We start from the raw sequence: 18,512 nt of genomic DNA, 5'->3' as shown, positions 1-18,512 counted from the left end.
GTAGATTCGTCTGAGGCCGGTGTGCCGCCCGCACGCGGCACGGGCCGGTCGTTCCCGACGATTGCAGGAGTGATTCGCGTGGATCGTGTCGCGCTGCGCGGCCTCAAGGCCCGCGGGCACCACGGGGTGTTCCCCAAGGAACGCGAGGAGGGCCAGACCTTCATCGTGGACCTCGTCCTCGGCCTGGACACCCGGCCGGCCGCGGCCGACGACGACCTGACGAAGACCGTGCACTACGGCATCGTGGCCGAGGAGGTCGTGGCCGTGGTCGAGGGCGAGCCGGTGAACCTCATCGAGACCCTCGCCGAGCGGATCGCCCGGACCTGCCTGAAGCACGAAGGGGTCGAGGAGGTCGAGGTCTGCGTCCACAAGCCGGACGCCCCGATCACCGTCCCCTTCGACGACGTGACCGTCACCATCACCCGGAGCCGAGTATGACCCGACCTTTCCGCCAGGGTCACAGCGACCCGACCGTCCAGCCGGTGCCCGCCTCGGTCGTCGAGCAGGTCGACGCCGCCGACACGACGCTGAGCAACCCGAAGTGGGCCGTGATCTCCATCGGTTCCAACCTCGGCAACCGCCTGGAGACCCTCCAGGGTGCCGTGGACGCACTGGAGGACACCCCGGGCGTCCGGGTGAAGGCCGTCTCCCCGGTGTACGAGACCGAGCCCTGGGGCGTGGAACCGGGCAGCCAGCCGTCGTACTTCAACGCGGTCGTGGTCCTCAAGACGACCCTGCCCCCGTCGTCCCTGCTGGAGCGGGCGCACGCCGTCGAGGAGGCCTTCCACCGCGTCCGGGAGGAGCGCTGGGGCCCGCGCACGCTGGACGTCGACATCGTCGCCTACGCCGGCGTCACCTCGGACGACCCGCGGCTCACCCTGCCCCACCCGCGCGCCCACGAGCGGGCCTTCGTGCTCGCGCCCTGGCACGACGTCGACCCGCAGGCGCAGCTCCCCGGCCGCGGCACGGTGGCCGACCTGCTGTCCGCCGTCACCCGTGAGGGTGTCGCGCCCCGCGCGGACCTGGAACTCCGGCTGCCCGAGTAGTCGTTAAGGTCGAGACGGGTCAAAGACCAAGACGACCACGGTCCGGGACGGTCCGGGGGAACTGAAGGGACACCGTGAGAGAGCTGCGCATCAGGGTGCTGGCGGGCGTGTTCGTCGTGGCCGGCGTCCTGTCCTGGGCGGGCGCCCGCCTCTGGAACTCGATCGGGACCCTTCCCAGCGTCCCCCTGGCCGCCCCCGTCGTCCTCGCGCTGATCGCGGTGGTCCTGCTCTCGACGGCGCTGTCACTGCGCGCCCGTCTCAGGGCGCAGCGCGAGCGCCGGCCCGGCGCCAAGGGCGTCGACCCGCTGATGGCCGCCCGGGCGGTCGTCTTCGGCCAGGCCAGCGCCCTGGTGGCCGCGCTCGTCGCCGGCATGTACGGCGGCACGGGCGTCTTCCTGCTGGAGCTGCTGGACATCCCGGCCCGCCGCGACCAGGCGATCTACGCCGGTCTCTCGGTCCTGACCGGCGTCGGCGTGATAGCCGCCGCCATCTTCCTGGAGCGGGTCTGCAAGCTCCCCGAGGACGACGACCAGAACCACCCGGGAGCCGAGCCGGTGGCCTGACCGCCGGCCCCGCGCCCCGGCGCGTTCGGCGGCTCGTTCAGCGCGCCATGATGAGACTCATCGCCTCGTTCCGCGTCGCGGCGTCCCGCAGCTGACCGCGGACGGCGGACGTTATGGTCTTCGCGCCCGGCTTGCGGATGCCGCGCATGGACATGCACATGTGCTCGCACTCGACGACCACGATGACGCCCCGCGGCTCCAGGATGTTCATCAGGGAGTCCGCGATCTGCGTGGTGAGGCGTTCCTGCACCTGCGGCCGGCGGGCGTAGACGTCGACCAGGCGGGCCAGCTTGGACAGACCGGTGATCTTGCCGGTCTCGGACGGGATGTAGCCGACGTGGGCGACACCCCGGAACGGCACCAGATGGTGCTCGCAGGTGGAGTACACCTCGATGTCCTTCACCAGGACCATCTCGTCGTGCCCCAGGTCGAACGTCGTCGTCAGGACGTCCTCCGGCTGCTGCCACAGACCCGCGAAGATCTCCTTGTAGGCACGCGCGACCCGGGCCGGTGTCTCCCGCAGGCCCTCACGGTCCGGGTCCTCGCCGACCGCGATCAGCAGTTCCCGTACGGCGTTCTCGGCGCGCTTCTCGTCGAACTCACCGATGGGGCCCTCGCCGTCCAGCGTCACCGGGTCGGTCATCTGGTTCCTCGTTCCTGTGCCTTGCACGCGGGTGTACCTCGCGTTCCGTCTGCGGACATGCGAAATGCCGCGTCCCCCAGGCTAAAACCTGGGGGACGCGGCATCCATTCCGGCCCTCGTGGCCGAAACAGGGTCAGCTCTCGGAGCGGTCCTCCGGGGTCTGCTCCGTCACCGGGGCGGACTCCGCGGCGGTGGACTTCGCCGTGCTGATCGCCGCCGTCGCGCCGTTCGCACCGTTGGTCAGTGCCAGCTCCTTCGGGGAGAGCACCGGCGGGCGGGTGGACGGGGTACGGCGGGAGGAGCCGGTCCAGGCGGGCCGCGGCGGGCGCTTGACGATCGGGGCGAAGATCTCGGCGATCTCCTCCTTGCCCAGCGTCTCCTTCTCCAGCAGCTGGAGGACGAGGTTGTCGAGCACGTCGCGGTTCTCGACCAGGATCTCCCAGGCCTCGTTGTGCGCGGTCTCGATGAGCTTCTTGACCTCTTCGTCCACCAGCGCGGCGACCTCTTCCGAGTAGTCGCGCTGGTGAGCCATCTCACGGCCCAGGAACGGCTCGGAGTTGTCGCCACCGAACTTGATCGCGCCGAGGCGCTCGGTCATGCCGTACTGGGTGACCATCGCGCGGGCCAGGTTGGTGGCCTTCTCGATGTCGTTCGCGGCGCCCGTGGTCGGGTCGTGGAAGACCAGCTCCTCGGCCGCCCGGCCGCCCAGCATGTAGGCGAGCTGGTCGAGCATCTCGTTGCGCGTGGTCGAGTACTTGTCCTCGTCGGGCAGGACCATCGTGTAACCGAGGGCACGGCCACGGGACAGGATCGTGATCTTGTGGACCGGGTCGGAGTTCGGAGACGCCGCCGCGACCAGGGCGTGACCGCCCTCGTGGTACGCGGTGATCTTCTTCTCCTTGTCCGACATGATCCGGGTCCGCTTCTGCGGGCCCGCGACCACGCGGTCGATCGCCTCGTCCAGCGCCTTGTTGTCGATCAGCTTCTGGTCGCCGCGGGCGGTGAGCAGCGCGGCCTCGTTCAGCACGTTGGCGAGGTCGGCACCGGTCATGCCCGGGGTGCGGCGGGCCACGGCGGACAGGTCGACGTCGGGCGCGACCGGCTTGCCCTTCTGGTGGACCTTGAGGATCTCCAGGCGGCCCTGCAGGTCCGGCGGGTCGACCGCGATCTGCCGGTCGAAGCGGCCGGGGCGCAGCAGCGCCGGGTCGAGGATGTCCGGACGGTTCGTGGCGGCGATCAGGATCACACCGCCCTTGACGTCGAAGCCGTCCATCTCGACGAGCAGCTGGTTCAGGGTCTGCTCGCGCTCGTCGTGACCGCCGCCGAGACCGGCGCCGCGGTGACGGCCGACCGCGTCGATCTCGTCCACGAAGACGATCGCCGGGGCGTTCGCCTTGGCCTGCTCGAACAGGTCGCGGACCCGGGAGGCACCGACACCGACGAACATCTCCACGAAGTCCGAGCCGGAGATCGAGTAGAAGGGGACGCCCGCCTCGCCGGCGACGGCGCGCGCGAGCAGGGTCTTGCCGGTACCCGGGCGGCCGTAGAGCAGCACGCCCTTGGGGATCTTGGCGCCGACGGCCTGGAACTTGGCCGGTTCCTGGAGGAACTCCTTGATCTCCTGGAGCTCCTCGACGGCCTCGTCGCAGCCGGCGACGTCGGAGAAGGTCGTCTTCGGGGTGTCCTTGGTGATGAGCTTCGCCTTGGACTTGCCGAAGTTCATGACCCGGGAGCCGCCGCCCTGCATCTGATTCATCAGGAACAGGAAGACGACCACGATCAGGACGAAGGGCAGCAGCGAGAGCAGGACGCCGAGGAACGGGTTCTGCTTGGACGGCGAGACCGTGTAGCCGTCCGGAATCTGCTTGTCCTGGTACTTGGTCTGCAGCGTGCCGGCGATCGTCACGCCCTGGTCGCCGATGTAGCTCGCCTGGATCTTCGAGCTGCCCTCGACCTTGAAGCCGTCCTTGAGCGTGACCTTGATGCTCTGTTCGTCACCGGTGGTGAGCTTGGCCGACTCGACCCTGTTGTCGTTGATCGCCGCCACGACCTGGCCGGTGTCCACCGTCTTGTAGCCGCCGGACGAGCCGACGACCTGCATCAACACGACCACGGCAAGGACGGCCAGCACGATCCACATGACCGGCCCACGGAAGTATCGCTTCACGTCCATCCATACGGAGCGGTGCCGCCCCGTCCCTCCTGCCATAGTGAGTTTGATAAGACAGTTCTTCTGACGGTACCCCAGCATTGTTGCCCGAAGCCGCACGGAGCCGTTTCGACGGCTGGGAAACCCGTCTCTGCATCCTTCAACGGCGCGGAACCCGCTGGGGTTCCCGATCGTCCTACCGGGCTTGGGCCGAGTGGCTCAGCCGCCGTAGACGTGAGGCGCGAGCGTACCGACGAACGGCAGGTTGCGGTACTTCTCGGCGTAGTCGAGGCCGTAGCCCACGACGAACTCGTTCGGGATGTCGAAGCCGACCCACTCCACGTCGATGGCGACCTTGGCGGCGTCCGGCTTGCGCAGCAGCGTGCACACCTTCAGGGAGGCGGGCTCGCGGGAGCCGAGGTTGTTGATCAGCCAGGAGAGGGTCAGGCCGGAGTCGATGATGTCCTCGACGATCAGGACGTGCCTGCCCTTGATGTCGGTGTCGAGGTCCTTGAGGATCCGCACGACACCGGAGGACTGGGTGCCCGCGCCGTAGGAGGACACGGCCATCCAGTCCATGGTGACGGGGGTGGACAGCGCCCGGGCCAGGTCCGCCATGACCATCACCGCGCCCTTGAGGACGCCGACGATGAGCAGGTCCTTGCCCGCGTACTCCGCGTCGATCTTCGCGGCCAGCTCGGCCAGCTTCGCGTCGATCTCTTCCTTGGTGATGAGCACCTGCTGGAGGTCGGCACCCATGTCTTTCGCGTCCACCCGCATCACTTTCGGTCGTCCCGCACTTACGGCCGCGTGCGCGGCCACCGGCTCCGGCCGCACGCACGGCCTCCGGCTGCCCGGCCCGCCGGAGGGTCGCTCCGGGAGGGTCGGGATTCAGCCTTGCCGAATCACCAGTCTGCCACCCTGCCGCTGGGCGACGACTTTGCCCGGGAGATTGATGGCTCCCTGGCCGCGCCAGCCGGTGATCAGGCGGTCGACTTCCTCGATGTGGCGGGCGAACAGCGCACCGGCCGGGGCACCGGCCTCGATGGCGGCGCGGCGCAGGATCCGGCGGCGCACGGCGGGCGGGAGGGCGTACAGCTTGGCGCACTCCAGCAGCCCGGCGGCGTCCCGTACGGAGGCCTCCGCCTGGCGGGCCCAGGCGTCCAGGGCGTCGGCGTCGTCGCGGGAGAGCTGGGCGGTGCGGGCGAGCGCCTCGACCACGCCCTTGCCGAGGGCCTTCTCCAGGGCGGGCAGGCCCTCGTGCCGGAGCCGGGAGCGGGTGTAGGCGGGGTCGGCGTTGTGCGGGTCGTCCCAGACGGGCAGCGACTGGACCATGCAGGCCTTGCGGGCGGTCTGCCGGTCGAGCTGCAGGAAGGGCCGCCGGTAACGGCCGCCGGCCCCCGAGACCGCGGCCATGCCGGACAGGGAGCGGATGCCGGAGCCGCGGGCGAGGCCCAGCAGGACGGTTTCGGCCTGGTCGTCCCGGGTGTGGCCGAGCAGGACGGCGGCGGCGCCGTGGCGTTCGGCGGCGGCGTCCAGGGCGGCGTAGCGGGCGTCGCGGGCGGCGGCTTCGGGGCCGCCTTCGCGGCCGACGGTCACGGCGACGGACTCGACCGGATCGAGTCCGAGTCCGCGCAGCCTCAGGACGACCTCGTCGGCGCGGAGGTCGGAGCCGGGCTGGAGGCCGTGGTCGACGGTGACCCCGCCGGCCCGGACGCCGAGCTTGGGTGCCTCGAAGGCGAGGGCGGAGGCGAGGGCCATGGAGTCGGCGCCGCCGGAGCACGCGACGAGGACGAGCGGGGAGGGGGGCCGCTCGGCCGTCCGGCCCGGGCGCGCGCCGGCCGGCTGCGGGGCCAGGGGCGCGGGGAAGGCGTGGTGGTCGTTCAGGATGTCGTGGAGGACGCGGCGAACCGCCAGGCGTATCGCCGCGACCGCAGGATGGGGACCCATGTCCGGTTCCCTTCATGAAGTTTTCGGGGGGTGAGCCCGGGACGGTCACTCAGAGTGTGTAGATGGTGACAGAAGCGGGCCGTTCCCCGAGCATTGCACGCCTACGCATGGCTCACGGTCCCTCGGACGGGTGATTGGAGGGGCGTTCGCCTGCCGTCGGCCGGATTCCTTTCACGACGTCCCCATGCCGTTCACGACTCGGCCTTGCGGTGCACCCGCGCGACCCAGTCCGCCGGTTTGGCGATCTCCGCCTTGGTGGGAAGGGTGTTGGGCGAGGTCCAGACGCGGTTGAAACCGTCGACGCCGACCTGTTCGACCACGGCTCGTACGAACCGTTCGCCGTCGCGGTACTGCCTCAGTTTGGCGTCCAGGCCGAGCAGCTTGCGCAGGGCCATGTCCAGGCGCGAGGCGCCCTTCGCGCGGCGCTGCTGGAACTTCTCGCGGATCTCCGCGACGGTCGGTACGACGCTCGGGCCGACGCCGTCCATGACGTAGTCGGCGTGCCCCTCCAGCAGGGACATCACGGCGGTGAGCCGGCCGAGGATCTCCCGCTGGGCGGGGGTCTGCACCAGCTCCACGAACGAGCGTCCGCCGTCCTCCTCCTCGCCCTCGGGACGGCCGCCGGCGAGCGACTGGGCGGCGTCCCGGATGCGCTCCAGGAAGGTCATCGGGTCGACGTCGGTCTCGGCCAAGAACGACTGGATTTCGCCCTCCAAGTGATCACGCAGCCAGGGCACGGCGGTGAACTGCGTGCGGTGGGTCTCCTCGTGCAGGCACACCCACAGGCGGAAGTCGTGCGGCTCGACGTCGAGCTCGCGCTCCACGTGGACGATGTTGGGCGCGACGAGCAGCAGCCGGCCGCCGCCGTTCTCGCCGGCCGGGAGGTCGCGGGCGGCGGGGGCGAAGGTCTCGTACTGGCCGAGCACGCGGGAGGACAGGAACGACAGGAGCATCCCGAGTTCGACGCCGGTGACCTTGCCGCCGACGGCGCCGAGGACCGCGCTGCCCGGGTTGCTGCCGCGCCGTTCCTGCATCTTCTCCAGGAGCGGCCGGAGGATCTCGCGGAAGCCGGCGACGTTGGCGCGGACCCAGCCGGGGCGGTCGACGACGAGGACCGGGGTGTCGTGGGTCTCCTCGGTGCCCATACGAGTGAAGCCCCGGACGTGTCCCTCCGAGGCCTTCGCGTGCCGGCGCAGCTCCGCGACGACGGCCCTGGCCTCGTCGCGGCTGACGTCGGGGCCGGGGCGTACGAGGCGTGTCGCGGTCGCCACCGCGAGGTTCCAGTCGACCATCCCGGGAGATGCGGTGCCACCGAAGCCAGTCATGTTGTCAACCGTACGTGAGCGGCCCCATTTCGGGCAGGCCGTGGGGAAGCCGACAGGGCCGACCGCGCTTTCCGGTCACCCGCACCGGGCCGTGCCCACGCCTCGGCGATCAGCCCGCCAGGGCTGTCGCGGCCTTGTCCAGGGCCGACTGGGCCTCCAGGGGGTTCGTCGTGTCCGAGGCCAGGAAGGCGAAGGCCAGGAGGTGGCCGGTGCGGTCGACGACCGTACCGGCGAGGGTGTTCACGCCGGTCAGGGTGCCCGTCTTGGCGCGTACGAGGCCGGACGCGCCGTCGGTGTAGCGCGTGCTCAGGGTGCCGGTGAAGCCGGCCACGGGAAGGCCGGTGAGGACCGGGCGCAGACCGGGGCGGCCGGGGTCGCCCGCCTTGACCAGGAGGGCGGTGAGGAGGTCGGCCGTCAGCCGGTCGTCGCGGTTCAGGCCGCTGCCGTCGTGGAAGGCGGCGCCGGCCATCGGCAGGCCGAGCTTGCGCAACTGGGTGGCGATGGCCCTGGCGGCGCCGTCGAAACTGGCGGGCTGCCCGCTCGCCAGGGCGGTGTGCCGGGCCAGGGCCTCCGCGATGTCGTTGTCGCTGTTGGTCAGCATCCGCTCGACCAGCTCCGACAGCGGCGGCGAGGAGACGGCGGCGAGGGTCTCCGCGCGCGTGCTGGCCTTGGAGGGTCCGGGGGCCGTGGTGGTGATGCCGGCGTCCTTCAGGAAGGTCGCGAACCGGGCGGCCGCGTCCGCCGCGGGGTCGCCGACGCGGGGCGCCGGGCCGCTGGTGGAGGCGTCGGTGCGGCCCTCGTCGACGGACAGGGCGCTGATCGGGGCGAGGTTGTCGTTGACGCCGATGGGGTGCAGGGCGGGGCCGGTGAAGAGGGTGGTGTCGTACGAGAGGGTGATCTTGTGGATGCCGCGCTCGCCCAGCGCCTTCGCGGTGTCCGCCGCCAGGGCCCGCAGGCCGGCCCAGCCGCCGGTCCTGGCGTGCGCGGTGAGGGTGGGGTCGCCGCCGCCGACCAGGACGAGTTCCCGGGTGTCGGGTTCCAGGGCGGTGCGCGTGGTGAGGCGGTGGTCGGGGCCGAGGGCGGACAGCGCGGCGACGGCGGTGGCGATCTTGGTGGTGGAGGCGGGCGTGAGGGCCTTGCCGGCGTCGGCGCCGTAGAGGCGTTCGCCGGTCGTGACGTCGACGACGGCCGCCGCATGGCTGCGGCCGAGCGCGGGCGCGTCCAGGAGGGGCCCCAGGACGTCCGAGAGCGCCTTGGCGTCCGGAGAGGTCTCCTTGGTGCCGACGGCGCCGGTGGCGCTGCCCAGGCCCGTCAGCACGGGCGCGGCGCTCGGCGCGGGCCGCGGCGCCCTTGCGGCCGTACCGGAGCGGCCGTGATCTGCGCCACCTGACCGCTCCAGTGCGGCGGCGCGGTCCCGCTCGGCCGTACGCTGACCGTTGGCGTCCCAGGGACCGGCCACGGTCACCACGCCGGCGGCCAGCGCCAGGCCGGCGGTGGCGGCGCCCGCGGTGTACTGCCAGGTCCTGACGGTCCGCGGACGGGGGAGGTGCACAGGCCTGACGCGCACGGCTTCCGTCAGCCGCGCGATCCGCGGCCGGGCGGCCGTCACGGCGCGCGCCAGACTCGGTCGTACGGCGGTCACGATCCGCGCCACGCGCGGTCTCGCGGCTCGCCAAGGCCTCAGCTCTGGCACGACCACCAGCCCCTTTCGCGATCACACACCTGCGTGAGGGACACTTAACCACCAGAACTATGTGCTGATCATGGAGGAGCCACCGGTGGAGTTCGACGTCACGATCGAGATCCCGAAGGGTTCGCGGAACAAGTACGAGGTGGACCACGAGACCGGTCGGATCCGCCTGGACCGTCGTCTCTTCACCTCGACCGCCTACCCGACCGACTACGGCTTCGTCGAGAACACCCTCGGCGAGGACGGCGACCCGCTGGACGCGCTGGTCATCCTGGACGAGCCGACCTTCCCGGGCTGCCTCATCCGGTGCCGGGCGATCGGCATGTTCCGCATGACGGACGAGGCGGGCGGCGACGACAAGCTGCTGTGCGTCCCGGCCACCGACCCGCGCGTGGAGCACCTGCGCGACATCCACCACGTGTCGGAGTTCGACCGCCTGGAGATCCAGCACTTCTTCGAGGTCTACAAGGACCTGGAGCCCGGCAAGTCGGTCGAGGGCGCCAACTGGGTGGGCCGGTCGGACGCCGAGGCGGAGATCGAGCGGTCGTACAAGCGCTTCAAGGAGCAGGGCGGCCACTGAGCACCCTCTCGCGTGAACGGGCCGCACGCCTGCGCGTGCGGCCCGTTTCGCATGTCCGCACACATCCGGCCCGTCCGGGTACGTGTGCGCATACTGATGCTTACGGCAGGTGTGGTTCAGGGAGCGATACGAGGTGACGGAGGCGGAGGCGGAGGACCGCAAGCCCCGGTCGGACGAGGCGAGGTACGACCCGGAGATCACGTCCGAGTTCGCCATTCCCCAGGGTCTGGACGTCCCCAGGGGCGGTGAGTCGGAGACGACCTCCGAGTTCGCGGTGCCGGAGGGGCTCCAGACGCCGCAGCCGCCGAGTCCCGAACCGGAGGGTTCGGCGTTCGGCACGCCGAGCACCTACGGCGCGAGGACCGCGCCGGCCGAGTTCACCCCGGCCACCGGGGTGCCGCTGGTCAGCCTGGTCAAGGACGCGCCGTGGCAGGACCGGATGCGCACGATGCTGCGCATGCCGGTGGCGGAGCGGCCGGCGCCGGAGCCGGTGCAGCGCGTGGAGGAGGGCGGTCCGGCCGTCCCGCGCGTGCTGGACCTGACCCTGCGTATCGGGGAGCTGCTGCTGGCCGGCGGTGAGGGCGCGGAGGACGTGGAGGCCGCGATGTTCGCGGTGTGCCGGTCCTACGGCCTGGACCGGTGCGAGCCGAACGTCACCTTCACGCTGCTGTCGATCTCGCACCAGCCGTCCCTGGTGGAGGACCCGGTGACGGCGTCCCGGACGGTACGGCGGCGCGGCACCGACTACACGCGTCTGGCGGCCGTCTTCCGTCTGGTGGACGACCTGACCGACCCGGAGACCCACGTCTCCCTGGAGGAGGCCTACCGGCGCCTGGCGGAGATCCGCCGCAACCGGCACCCGTACCCCGGCTGGGCGCTGACCCTGGCGAGCGGGCTGCTGGCCGGTGCGGCCTCCGTGCTGGTCGGCGGTGACCCGATCGTGTTCCTGGCGGCGGCCGTCGGCGCGATGCTCGGCGACCGGCTGGCGTGGCTGTGCGCGGGGCGCGGGCTGCCGGAGTTCTACCAGTTCACGGTGGCCGCGATGCCGCCCGCGGCGATCGGGGTGGCGCTGACGCTGGCGCACGTGGACGTGAAGGCGTCCGCGGTGATCACCGGTGGGCTGTTCGCGCTGCTGCCCGGACGGGCGCTGGTGGCGGGGGTGCAAGACGGGCTGACGGGCTTCTACATCACCGCCTCGGCCCGGCTGCTGGAGGTCATGTACTTCTTCGTCGGCATCGTGACCGGGGTGCTGACCGTCCTCTACTTCGGCGTGAAGATCGGCGGCAAGCTCAATCCGGACGCGCAGCTCGGCATATCCGAACGGCCGCTGATCCAGATCGCGGCCTCGATGCTGCTGTCGCTGACCTTCGCGGTGCTGCTCCAGCAGGAACGGTCCACCGTGCTGTGGGTGACCCTCAACGGCGGTGTGGCCTGGTCGGTGTACGGGGCGATGCATTACGCGGGCGACATCTCGCCGGTGGCGTCCACGGCCGTGGCGGCCGGCCTCGTGGGGCTGTTCGGGCAGTTGCTGTCCCGGTACCGGTTCGCCTCCGCGCTGCCGTACACGACGGCGGCGATCGGGCCGCTGCTGCCCGGTTCGGCGACGTACTTCGGGCTGCTGTCCATGGCGCAGAACGACGTGGACAAGGGTCTGGTGTCGCTGGCCAAGGCCGCGTCGCTGGCGATGGCCATCGCCATCGGGGTCAACCTGGGGTCGGAGATCTCCCGGATGTTCCTGCGGATCGGCTCCGCCGGGAAGCGCCGGGCCGCCAAGCGGACGCGCGGGTTCTGAGTCTCCCCGTCCCCCGCGCCCCGGTCAGTGGCCGCGGTTGTCGTACGGGTACTGGTTCGGGTCGTACTGCTGCTGGGGGTGCTGCTGCGGGTACTGCTGCCGGCCGTAGTACTGCTCGTCGTAGCCCTGGTTGTCGTAGCCCCTGTTGTCGTAGCCCTGGTTGTCATAGCCCTGGTTCCAGTCCTGCTGGGGCTGCTGGTACGGCTGCTCGTACTGCGGGGTGTACGGCTGCTCGGGCTCGACGCGCCGCAGGCGGGTCGTGGCGTCGTCCATGACCGGCGGGTGCTGGTACTGGGGCTGCTGGTAGGCGGGCTGTTGCGGGGGCTCCGGGCGGGTCTGCGCGGCCTTCTTGTTCTTGCCGCGCGCCCGCAGGTACTCGATCGCGATCGGGATCACCGAGACGAGGACGATCAGGATCAGGATCGCCTCGATGTTCTTCTTGACGAAGTCGATGTTGCCGAGCCAGGAGCCGAGCAGGGTGACGCCCGCGCCCCACAGGACGCCGCCGATGACGTTGAAGGTGAGGAACGAGCGGTACTTCATGCCGCTGACGCCCGCGATGATCGGCGTGAACGTGCGCACGATCGGCACGAAGCGGGCCAGGACCAGGGACTTCGGGCCGTACTTCTCGAAGAACTCGTGCGCCTTGGTGACGTTCTCCTGCTTGAACAGGCGGGAGTCCGGCCGGTTGAACAGGGACGGGCCGACCTTCTTGCCGAACATGTAGCCCGCCTGGTCGCCGAGGATCGCGGCGAGGCAGATCAGCGCGATGGCCGCCCACAGCGGGAAGTCGAGGTCCCCGGACGTGATCAGCAGACCGCAGGTGAACAGCAGCGAGTCACCCGGCAGGAAGAAGCCGATGAGCAGGCCGGACTCGGCGAAGACGATGAGCAGCAGACCCCAGATGCTGTACGTGTCGAGCAGATAGTTGGGATCCAGCCAGCTCGGGCCGAGGGCGAGTGTCATCACGGGTCCGGGCTCCCTGAGGGGTGAAGGCGGGTACGGCGGCTGAACGTCGATGGGGCGCCGTACAAAACTATCAACGTGCAGGGACCACCCCGGGTTCCACCGCGGTGACGACGGGTGTCCCGGCCCGGGGACCGGCCCCGGGCCAGGGCGTCAGGAGGTGGAGTGCCGGTCCGCGTTGGCGAGGATCGCGTCGCGCAGGTGTTCGGCGAGGCCGGGGCGCATGGCGTCGTAGAACGCCTTGAAGCGCTCGTCGGAGACGTACATCTCCCCGAAGCACCGGTGCATCTCGTACGGGACCTCGAAGTAGTACCGGCCGATGTGCCGCCGGTGTTCCTCGGCCAGGTCCATGGCCGCCCCGCCGTCCGGCCGCTCCCCGGCGGCGACCAGGGCGGCGTACCGCCGGCCCCAGTCGTCGACCTCGGCCTGGATGCGCTTCCAGTCCTCCTTGGTGTAGGTCGCGGCGCGGCGCTGTGACTCGGCGTACGCCTCGGTGCCGCCCCAGCGCTGCTCGGCCTCCTCGGCGTACTGCTCGGGGTCCTTGTCCCCGAAGACCTCGAACCGCTCCTCCGGCGTCAGGTCGATGCCCATCGTGCGTGCCTCCAAGGCGTGCTCCACGGCCGCGGCCATCTTCTGCAGCTTCTCGATCCGGGCGGTCAGCAGCTCGTGCTGGCGGCGCAGGTGCGTGCGCGGGTTCGCGTCCGGGTCGTCGAGCAGGGCCGCGACCTCGTCGAGCGGGAAGCCGAGCTCCCGGTAGAACAGGATCTGCTGGAGCCGGTCGAGGTCGGCGTCGCTGTAGCGCCGGTGGCCGGCGTACGTCCGCTCGCTGGGCACGAGCAGACCGATCTCGTCGTAGTGGTGCAGGGTGCGCACCGTCACGCCGGCGAACCCCGCGACCTGCCCCACGGAGTAGCTCACTTTCCGCTCCTTGTCGTCGGTACGGCTCCACGCTGCGGCCTCACGTCACGTGAGGTGCAAGCCGGAAGCGTTCCGGACGCTGCAGTTCCGGATGTTGCGTACCTTTCGTCCGCTTATGGTGAGCCCGTGGCCCAGGAGACGACGCAGCAGGCGCCCCCGAGCGCTCCGACCGCCCCGGCACGGGCTCTGCTGCCGTTCATCCTGCCCGGCGTACTCGTGGGCGTGGCCGCGAGCCTGGTCTTCGTCGGGGTGAGCACGGCGGCGGAGAAGCTCCAGCACGTGCTGTGGGGGCCGCTGCCGGACGCGCTCGGCGTGGGCCGCTCCAGCGTGCTGTGGATGTTCGTCATGCTCGTGGCGACCGGGATCGCCGTCGGGCTGGTGGTGTGGAAGGTCCCCGGCCACGCCGGTCCCGACCCGGCCACCCTCGGGATGGACGCCCCGGTGCTGCCGCCGGCCGTGCTGCCGGGCCTGGTGCTGGCCGCCGGGCTCATGCTGGCCGGAGGTCCGAGCCTCGGTCCGGAGAACCCGGTCATCGCCGTGAACGTGGGCCTCGCGGCCTGGCTCGGCACGCGCTTTTGGCCCCGGGCGCCGAACACCCTGTGGCCGGTGCTGGCGGAGGCGGCGACGATCGGCGCGCTGTTCGGCACGCCGGTGGCGGCGGCGCTGGTGATCTCCGAGGCGCTGGCGGGGCGGCCGATGCCGGGGCGGCTGTGGGACAACCTGTTCGCGCCGCTGACCGCCGGCGCGTGCGGGGCGATCACGACGGCCCTGGTGGCGCACCCGACCTTCGACCTGGGGCTGCCGCCCATGGGCCACCCGCGCGCGCGGGACCTGCTGGCGGCCCTGGTGATCGCCTCGGCGGCCGCGCTGCTCGGCATGTGCGCCGTCCACGCCTTCCCGTACGTCCACGCGGCCTTCCGGCGGCTGCGGCACCCGATGCTCATGCTTCCGGCCGGCGGGGTCGTGCTGGGCGCGCTGGCGGCCCTGGGCGGCCAGCTGACGCTGTTCAAGGGCCTGTCGGAGATCGGGCGGCTGGCCCACGACCCGGAGGGCTGGTCGGCGGGGCAGTTCGCCACGATGGCGGTGGTGAAGCTGGCCGCGCTGCTCGTCGCGGCGGCCTGCGGCTTCCGGGGCGGCCGGATCTTCCCGGCGGTCTTCGTCGGCACCGCCCTCGGCCTGTGCGCCCACGCGCTGGTGCCGGCCGTGCATCCCTCGCTGGGCGTGGCCACGGGCGTCCTGGGCATGCTCCTGGCGATCACCCGGCAGGGCTGGGTGAGCCTGTTCACCGCCGCCGTCCTGGTCGCCTCGCCCGCCGTCCTCACCCTGCTGTGCATCGCCTCGCTGCCGGCCTGGCTGCTGGTGACGGGCCGTCCGCAGATGCAGCTGCGCGAGGACGGCACCCCGGTCCGATGACTCTCCCCACCTGACTTTCCCTCACCCACTCGCGACACCCGTTTCTTTGGAGGCACAGCCCGATGGCCCTGCACAAAGGTCCCGAGAAGCACGAGGAGCGGACGATGTCGGTCAACCCGTTCTTCGGGGAGGCCAACCCCGTCGGCGGCATGACCGAGGCCCCGCCCACGCACCGGCTCCCGGACGCCCCGCTGCCGCCGTCCACGGCGTACCAGCTGGTGCACGACGAGCTGATGCTGGACGGCAACTCCCGGCTGAACCTGGCCACCTTCGTCACCACCTGGATGGAGCCGCAGGCCGGGGTGCTGATGGGCGAGTGCCGGGACAAGAACATGATCGACAAGGACGAGTACCCGCGCACGGCCGAACTGGAGCGGCGCTGCGTGGCGATGCTCGCCGACCTGTGGAACGCCCCGGACCCGTCGGCGGCCGTCGGCTGTTCGACGACCGGGTCGAGCGAGGCGTGCATGCTCTCCGGGATGGCGCTGAAGCGGCGCTGGGCGAAGCGGAACGCCGACCGGTATCCGGGCGCGCGGCCCAATCTGGTCATGGGCGTCAACGTCCAGGTGTGCTGGGAGAAGTTCTGCAACTTCTGGGAGGTGGAGGCCCGGCTGGTCCCGATGGAGGGCGACCGATTCCACCTGGACCCGCAGGCCGCCGTCGAGCTGTGCGACGAGAACACCATCGGGGTCGTCGGCATCCTCGGCTCGACCTTCGACGGCTCCTACGAGCCGATCGCCGACCTGTGCGCGGCCCTGGACGCCCTCCAGGAACGGACCGGGCTGGACGTCCCGGTGCACGTGGACGGCGCGTCCGGCGGGATGGTGGCGCCCTTCCTGGACGAGGACCTGGTGTGGGACTTCCGCCTGCCGCGCGTGGCCTCGATCAACACCTCCGGCCACAAGTACGGGCTGGTGTACCCGGGCGTCGGCTGGGCGCTGTGGCGGGACAGGGAGGCGCTGCCCGAGGAGCTGGTCTTCCGGGTGAACTACCTGGGCGGCGACATGCCGACCTTCGCGCTGAACTTCTCCCGGCCCGGCGCCCAGGTGGTGGCGCAGTACTACACGTTCCTGCGGCTGGGCCGGGAGGGCTACCGGGCGGTGCAGCAGTCCACGCGGGACGTGGCGACCTCGCTCGCCTCCCGGATCGAGGCGCTCGGCGACTTCCGGCTGCTCACGCGCGGGGACCAGCTTCCCGTGTTCGCGCTGACCACCGCCGACCACGTCACGGCGTACGACGTCTTCGACGTCTCCCGGCGGCTGCGCGAGGGCGGCTGGCTGGTGCCCGCCTACACCTTCCCGGCGAACCGTGAGGACCTGTCCGTGCTGCGGATCGTGTGCCGCAACGGCTTCTCGCACGACCTGGCCGACCTGTTCCTGGACGACCTGACCCGCCTGCTGCCGGAGCTGCGCCGGCAGCCGCACCCCCTGACCCGGGACAAGGGGGCGGCCACCGGCTTCCACCACTAGGGCCTGTCCGGTCTCGGCGTCTGCCGCGCGACGCCAGGCACGCACTGTCGCCGCGCCGGCCCCAGACCCGAGTACGTCCAGTAGGAGGGCCTGGGGCCGGCACTCCCCCAGCCTTCGACGGCCCCCGGACACGCGCCTGACGCCGGGCGTCCGCCCTTCGGACGACGACGCGATTTGTCAGACGGGCCCTGGGGGGCTTGCCGCGGCGGCCCTAGCGGCCCAGGCGCGCGAACGTCCGTACGGCCAGCGGGAAGAACACCGCCAGCAGGGCGAGCGGACACAGGACGGCCGGCCAGAGGTGCCCCGGTTCGCCGCCGGGGCCGCCCAGCAGGTGCCGTACGGCCGTCGCGGTCCGGGACAGCGGGTTCCACTCGACGGCCGTGCCCAGCCAGCCGGGCATCGACGCGGGCACGGCGAAGGCGTTGGAGAAGAAGCCGGCCGGCCACACGAGGATCTGGACGGCCTGCACCATCTCCGGGAGGCCGGCGAGCAGGGCGAGACAGATGCCGATCCAGAGCATCGCGAAACGGAGCAGCAGGAGCAGGCCGGCGGCGGCCGCGAAGGCACCGGCGCCGCCGTGCGCCCGCCAGCCCAGCGCGTACGACACCCCGGTCAGCAGGGCGAGCGCGACCGCCGACTGGAGCATGTCGGCGGCCGCGCGGCCCACGAGGACCGCGCCGTCCGCCATCGGCAGGGAACGGAAGCGGTCGATCACGCCCCGGTTGAGGTCCTGGGTGACCGCGAGCATGGTGCCCTCCAGGCCGAAGGCCATGGTGAGCACGAGCATGCCCGGCACCAGGAAGTCGACGTAGTCGCCGCGCACGCCCCGGCCGCCGCCGACCAGATAGCCGAACATCAGCAGCAGCATCACCGGGAAGACCAGCGCGACCAGCAGTTGTCCGGGCTGCCGTGCCCAGTGGGCGAGTTCGCGCCGGGTCATGGTCCAGGAGTCGGTCAGGACGTGCGTGCTCACGCGGCCTCCCCCGCTCGGTCGTCGCCCCGGTGCGCGTCGCCGGTGAGGTGCAGGAACACCTCGTCCAGGGTGGGCCGGCGCAGCGCGATGTCGGCGGCCTCGATGCCGGCGGCCTCCAGGGCCCGCACCACCCCGGATAGGGCGGCCATGCGGTCGGTGACCGGGGCGCTGAGCAGCCGGCGGTCGGTGTCGACGGTGGTCCCGGAGAGGGGCAGTACGGCCACCGCCTCGGCGAGCCGGTCGGCGTCGCGCAGGACGACGTCGACGCGGTCTCCGCCGCTGAGGCTCTTGAGCTCCTCGGGGGTGCCGTCGGTGACGACCCGGCCCCGGTCCACGAAGGCGACGCGGTGGGCGAGCTGGTCGGCCTCCTCCAGGTACTGGGTGGTGAGCAGCACCGTCGTACCGCCGTCGACCAGGGAGCGGACCGAGGCCCAGACCTCGGCCCGGCCGCGGGGGTCGAGGCCGGTGGTGGGCTCGTCCAGGAACAGCACCTCGGGGTCGGTGATCAGGGAGGCGGCCAGGTCCAGACGGCGACGCATGCCGCCGCTGTAACGGCTGACCGGGGTCCGCCCGGTGCCCGTGAGGTCGAAGCGCTCCAGGAGTTCCGTGGCGCGCACGCGCGCGTGCCGGGCGCCGAAGTGGTGCAGGCGGGCGAACATCTCCAGGTTCTGCCGGCCGTCGAGCTGCTCGTCCAGGGCCGCGTGCTGGCCGAGCAGGCCGATGCGCCGGCGGACCGCGCGGGCGTCGGTGAGCACGTCGTGCCCGGCGACCCCGACGCGTCCGCTGTCGGGCCTGAGCAGGGTGGACAGGATCCGGACCAGGGTGGTCTTGCCCGCGCCGTTCGGGCCGAGCACCGCGTGCACGGTGCCGCGCGTGACGTGCAGGTCCAGCCCGTCCAGGGCGGGTGTGCCGCCGTAGGTCTTGCGTACGCCTTCGACGGTGATCGCCGTGTCGGCCATTCCGCTCCCTCGTTAGTCAAGTTTGACTACTCGCTCGAACGTAACGCCGGGAAGATGATTGGTCAAACTTGATTAG

At 71.5% G+C, this 18,512-nt stretch carries 17 protein-coding genes; 7 read left to right on the top strand and 10 right to left on the bottom strand.

From position 1 onward, the window contains the following. Window positions 1-78: 78 nt before the first annotated feature. The 3 genes from folB (at window position 79) to OO52_RS18845 (ending at window position 1,609) form a co-directional block, all read left to right on the top strand. On the top strand, window positions 79-438 hold the full coding sequence (gene folB, locus OO52_RS18855) for a dihydroneopterin aldolase (protein WP_030651455.1): 360 nt from the start codon (window positions 79-81) through the stop codon (window positions 436-438). After that, entirely contained in the window at window positions 435-1,046 is a 612-nt protein-coding gene (gene folK / locus OO52_RS18850) for a 2-amino-4-hydroxy-6-hydroxymethyldihydropteridine diphosphokinase (protein WP_030651452.1), read from the top strand. Before folB ends, folK begins: the two co-directional genes overlap by 4 nt. Before the next feature lie 74 nt (window positions 1,047-1,120). Further along, window positions 1,121-1,609, top strand: coding sequence for a DUF3180 domain-containing protein (locus tag OO52_RS18845; RefSeq protein ID WP_030651449.1), 489 nt, complete (start codon window positions 1,121-1,123; stop codon window positions 1,607-1,609). A 37-nt stretch (window positions 1,610-1,646) separates the two neighbouring features. Here the strand turns inward: OO52_RS18845 and folE are convergent, their stop codons facing one another. The 6 genes from folE to dacB all read right to left on the bottom strand — a co-directional run bounded on the left by folE (window position 1,647) and on the right by dacB (window position 9,330). Continuing rightward, complete coding sequence (folE, locus tag OO52_RS18840; RefSeq protein WP_030651447.1) at window positions 1,647-2,252, bottom strand: GTP cyclohydrolase I FolE; 606 nt, start codon at window positions 2,250-2,252, stop codon at window positions 1,647-1,649. Between the two features lie 133 nt (window positions 2,253-2,385). Further along, window positions 2,386-4,425, bottom strand: a complete 2,040-nt coding sequence (ftsH, locus tag OO52_RS18835; protein ID WP_030651445.1) for an ATP-dependent zinc metalloprotease FtsH — start codon at window positions 4,423-4,425, stop codon at window positions 2,386-2,388. A gap of 195 nt (window positions 4,426-4,620) precedes the next feature. Further along, complete coding sequence (hpt, locus tag OO52_RS18830; RefSeq protein WP_030342680.1) at window positions 4,621-5,181, bottom strand: hypoxanthine phosphoribosyltransferase; 561 nt, start codon at window positions 5,179-5,181, stop codon at window positions 4,621-4,623. 111 nt (window positions 5,182-5,292) lie between these two features. Next, the gene (tilS, locus tag OO52_RS18825; protein ID WP_030651443.1) at window positions 5,293-6,351 is read right to left on the bottom strand and encodes a tRNA lysidine(34) synthetase TilS; all 1,059 of its coding nucleotides are present in this window, start codon (window positions 6,349-6,351) and stop codon (window positions 5,293-5,295) included. Window positions 6,352-6,542: 191 nt separating this feature from the next. Beyond that, window positions 6,543-7,643: a zinc-dependent metalloprotease gene (locus OO52_RS18820; RefSeq protein ID WP_030651441.1), complete on the bottom strand. Its 1,101-nt coding sequence runs from the start codon at window positions 7,641-7,643 to the stop codon at window positions 6,543-6,545. Window positions 7,644-7,785: 142 nt separating this feature from the next. Then, window positions 7,786-9,330: a D-alanyl-D-alanine carboxypeptidase/D-alanyl-D-alanine endopeptidase gene (gene dacB, locus OO52_RS18815; protein WP_030651437.1), complete on the bottom strand. Its 1,545-nt coding sequence runs from the start codon at window positions 9,328-9,330 to the stop codon at window positions 7,786-7,788. 124 nt (window positions 9,331-9,454) lie between these two features. Here dacB and OO52_RS18810 point away from each other — a divergent pair, with 124 nt between their 5' ends. Both OO52_RS18810 and OO52_RS18805 read left to right on the top strand, forming a co-directional pair. Continuing rightward, entirely contained in the window at window positions 9,455-9,946 is a 492-nt protein-coding gene (locus OO52_RS18810) for an inorganic diphosphatase (protein WP_014674108.1), read from the top strand. A gap of 133 nt (window positions 9,947-10,079) precedes the next feature. Beyond that, window positions 10,080-11,738, top strand: coding sequence for a threonine/serine ThrE exporter family protein (locus tag OO52_RS18805; protein ID WP_030651433.1), 1,659 nt, complete (start codon window positions 10,080-10,082; stop codon window positions 11,736-11,738). A 24-nt stretch (window positions 11,739-11,762) separates the two neighbouring features. Here OO52_RS18805 and OO52_RS18800 read toward each other — a convergent pair whose 3' ends face one another. Together OO52_RS18800 and OO52_RS18795 are read right to left on the bottom strand one after the other, a co-directional pair. After that, window positions 11,763-12,707, bottom strand: coding sequence for a DedA family protein (locus tag OO52_RS18800; protein WP_030651430.1), 945 nt, complete (start codon window positions 12,705-12,707; stop codon window positions 11,763-11,765). Between the two features lie 150 nt (window positions 12,708-12,857). Beyond that, window positions 12,858-13,622 (bottom strand): MerR family transcriptional regulator, encoded by a 765-nt coding sequence (locus tag OO52_RS18795; protein ID WP_030651427.1) that lies wholly within the window; start codon window positions 13,620-13,622, stop codon window positions 12,858-12,860. A gap of 126 nt (window positions 13,623-13,748) precedes the next feature. Between OO52_RS18795 and OO52_RS18790 the strand changes: the two genes are divergently transcribed. Further along, window positions 13,749-15,035, top strand: coding sequence for an ion channel protein (locus tag OO52_RS18790; RefSeq protein ID WP_030651424.1), 1,287 nt, complete (start codon window positions 13,749-13,751; stop codon window positions 15,033-15,035). A 62-nt stretch (window positions 15,036-15,097) separates the two neighbouring features. After that, window positions 15,098-16,504, top strand: coding sequence for a glutamate decarboxylase (locus OO52_RS18785; RefSeq protein WP_030651412.1), 1,407 nt, complete (start codon window positions 15,098-15,100; stop codon window positions 16,502-16,504). 211 nt (window positions 16,505-16,715) lie between these two features. On the opposite strand, the gene OO52_RS18780 is transcribed toward OO52_RS18785, so the two are convergent. Then, window positions 16,716-17,477: an ABC transporter permease gene (locus OO52_RS18780; RefSeq protein ID WP_030651410.1), complete on the bottom strand. Its 762-nt coding sequence runs from the start codon at window positions 17,475-17,477 to the stop codon at window positions 16,716-16,718. Continuing rightward, window positions 17,474-18,436 carry a daunorubicin resistance protein DrrA family ABC transporter ATP-binding protein gene (locus tag OO52_RS18775; protein ID WP_030651408.1) on the bottom strand — a complete coding sequence of 321 codons (963 nt, stop codon included), beginning with the start codon at window positions 18,434-18,436 and terminating at the stop codon, window positions 17,474-17,476. Before OO52_RS18775 ends, OO52_RS18780 begins: the two co-directional genes overlap by 4 nt. Window positions 18,437-18,512 lie beyond the last annotated feature (76 nt).

It is taken from the genome of Streptomyces flaveolus (assembly GCF_000716535.1).
Lineage (GTDB): Bacteria > Actinomycetota > Actinomycetes > Streptomycetales > Streptomycetaceae > Streptomyces > Streptomyces flaveolus_A.
Note: the sequence above shows the minus strand (reverse complement) of the source record. Positions and strands in the feature narration are given on the sequence as shown.

What these genes read in the sequence shown, in the direction of transcription:
- folE (WP_030651447.1), bottom strand. Translation starts at nt 2,252, where the DNA reads ATGACCGACCCGGTGACGCTGGACGGCGAGGGCCCCATCGGTGAGTTC.
- folK (WP_030651452.1), top strand. Translation starts at nt 435, where the DNA reads ATGACCCGACCTTTCCGCCAGGGTCACAGCGACCCGACCGTCCAGCCG.
- OO52_RS18775 (WP_030651408.1), bottom strand. Translation starts at nt 18,436, where the DNA reads ATGGCCGACACGGCGATCACCGTCGAAGGCGTACGCAAGACCTACGGC.
- OO52_RS18820 (WP_030651441.1), bottom strand. Translation starts at nt 7,643, where the DNA reads ATGGTCGACTGGAACCTCGCGGTGGCGACCGCGACACGCCTCGTACGC.
- tilS (WP_030651443.1), bottom strand. Translation starts at nt 6,351, where the DNA reads ATGGGTCCCCATCCTGCGGTCGCGGCGATACGCCTGGCGGTTCGCCGC.
- OO52_RS18785 (WP_030651412.1), top strand. Translation starts at nt 15,098, where the DNA reads ATGGCCCTGCACAAAGGTCCCGAGAAGCACGAGGAGCGGACGATGTCG.
- hpt (WP_030342680.1), bottom strand. Translation starts at nt 5,181, where the DNA reads ATGCGGGTGGACGCGAAAGACATGGGTGCCGACCTCCAGCAGGTGCTC.
- ftsH (WP_030651445.1), bottom strand. Translation starts at nt 4,425, where the DNA reads ATGGACGTGAAGCGATACTTCCGTGGGCCGGTCATGTGGATCGTGCTG.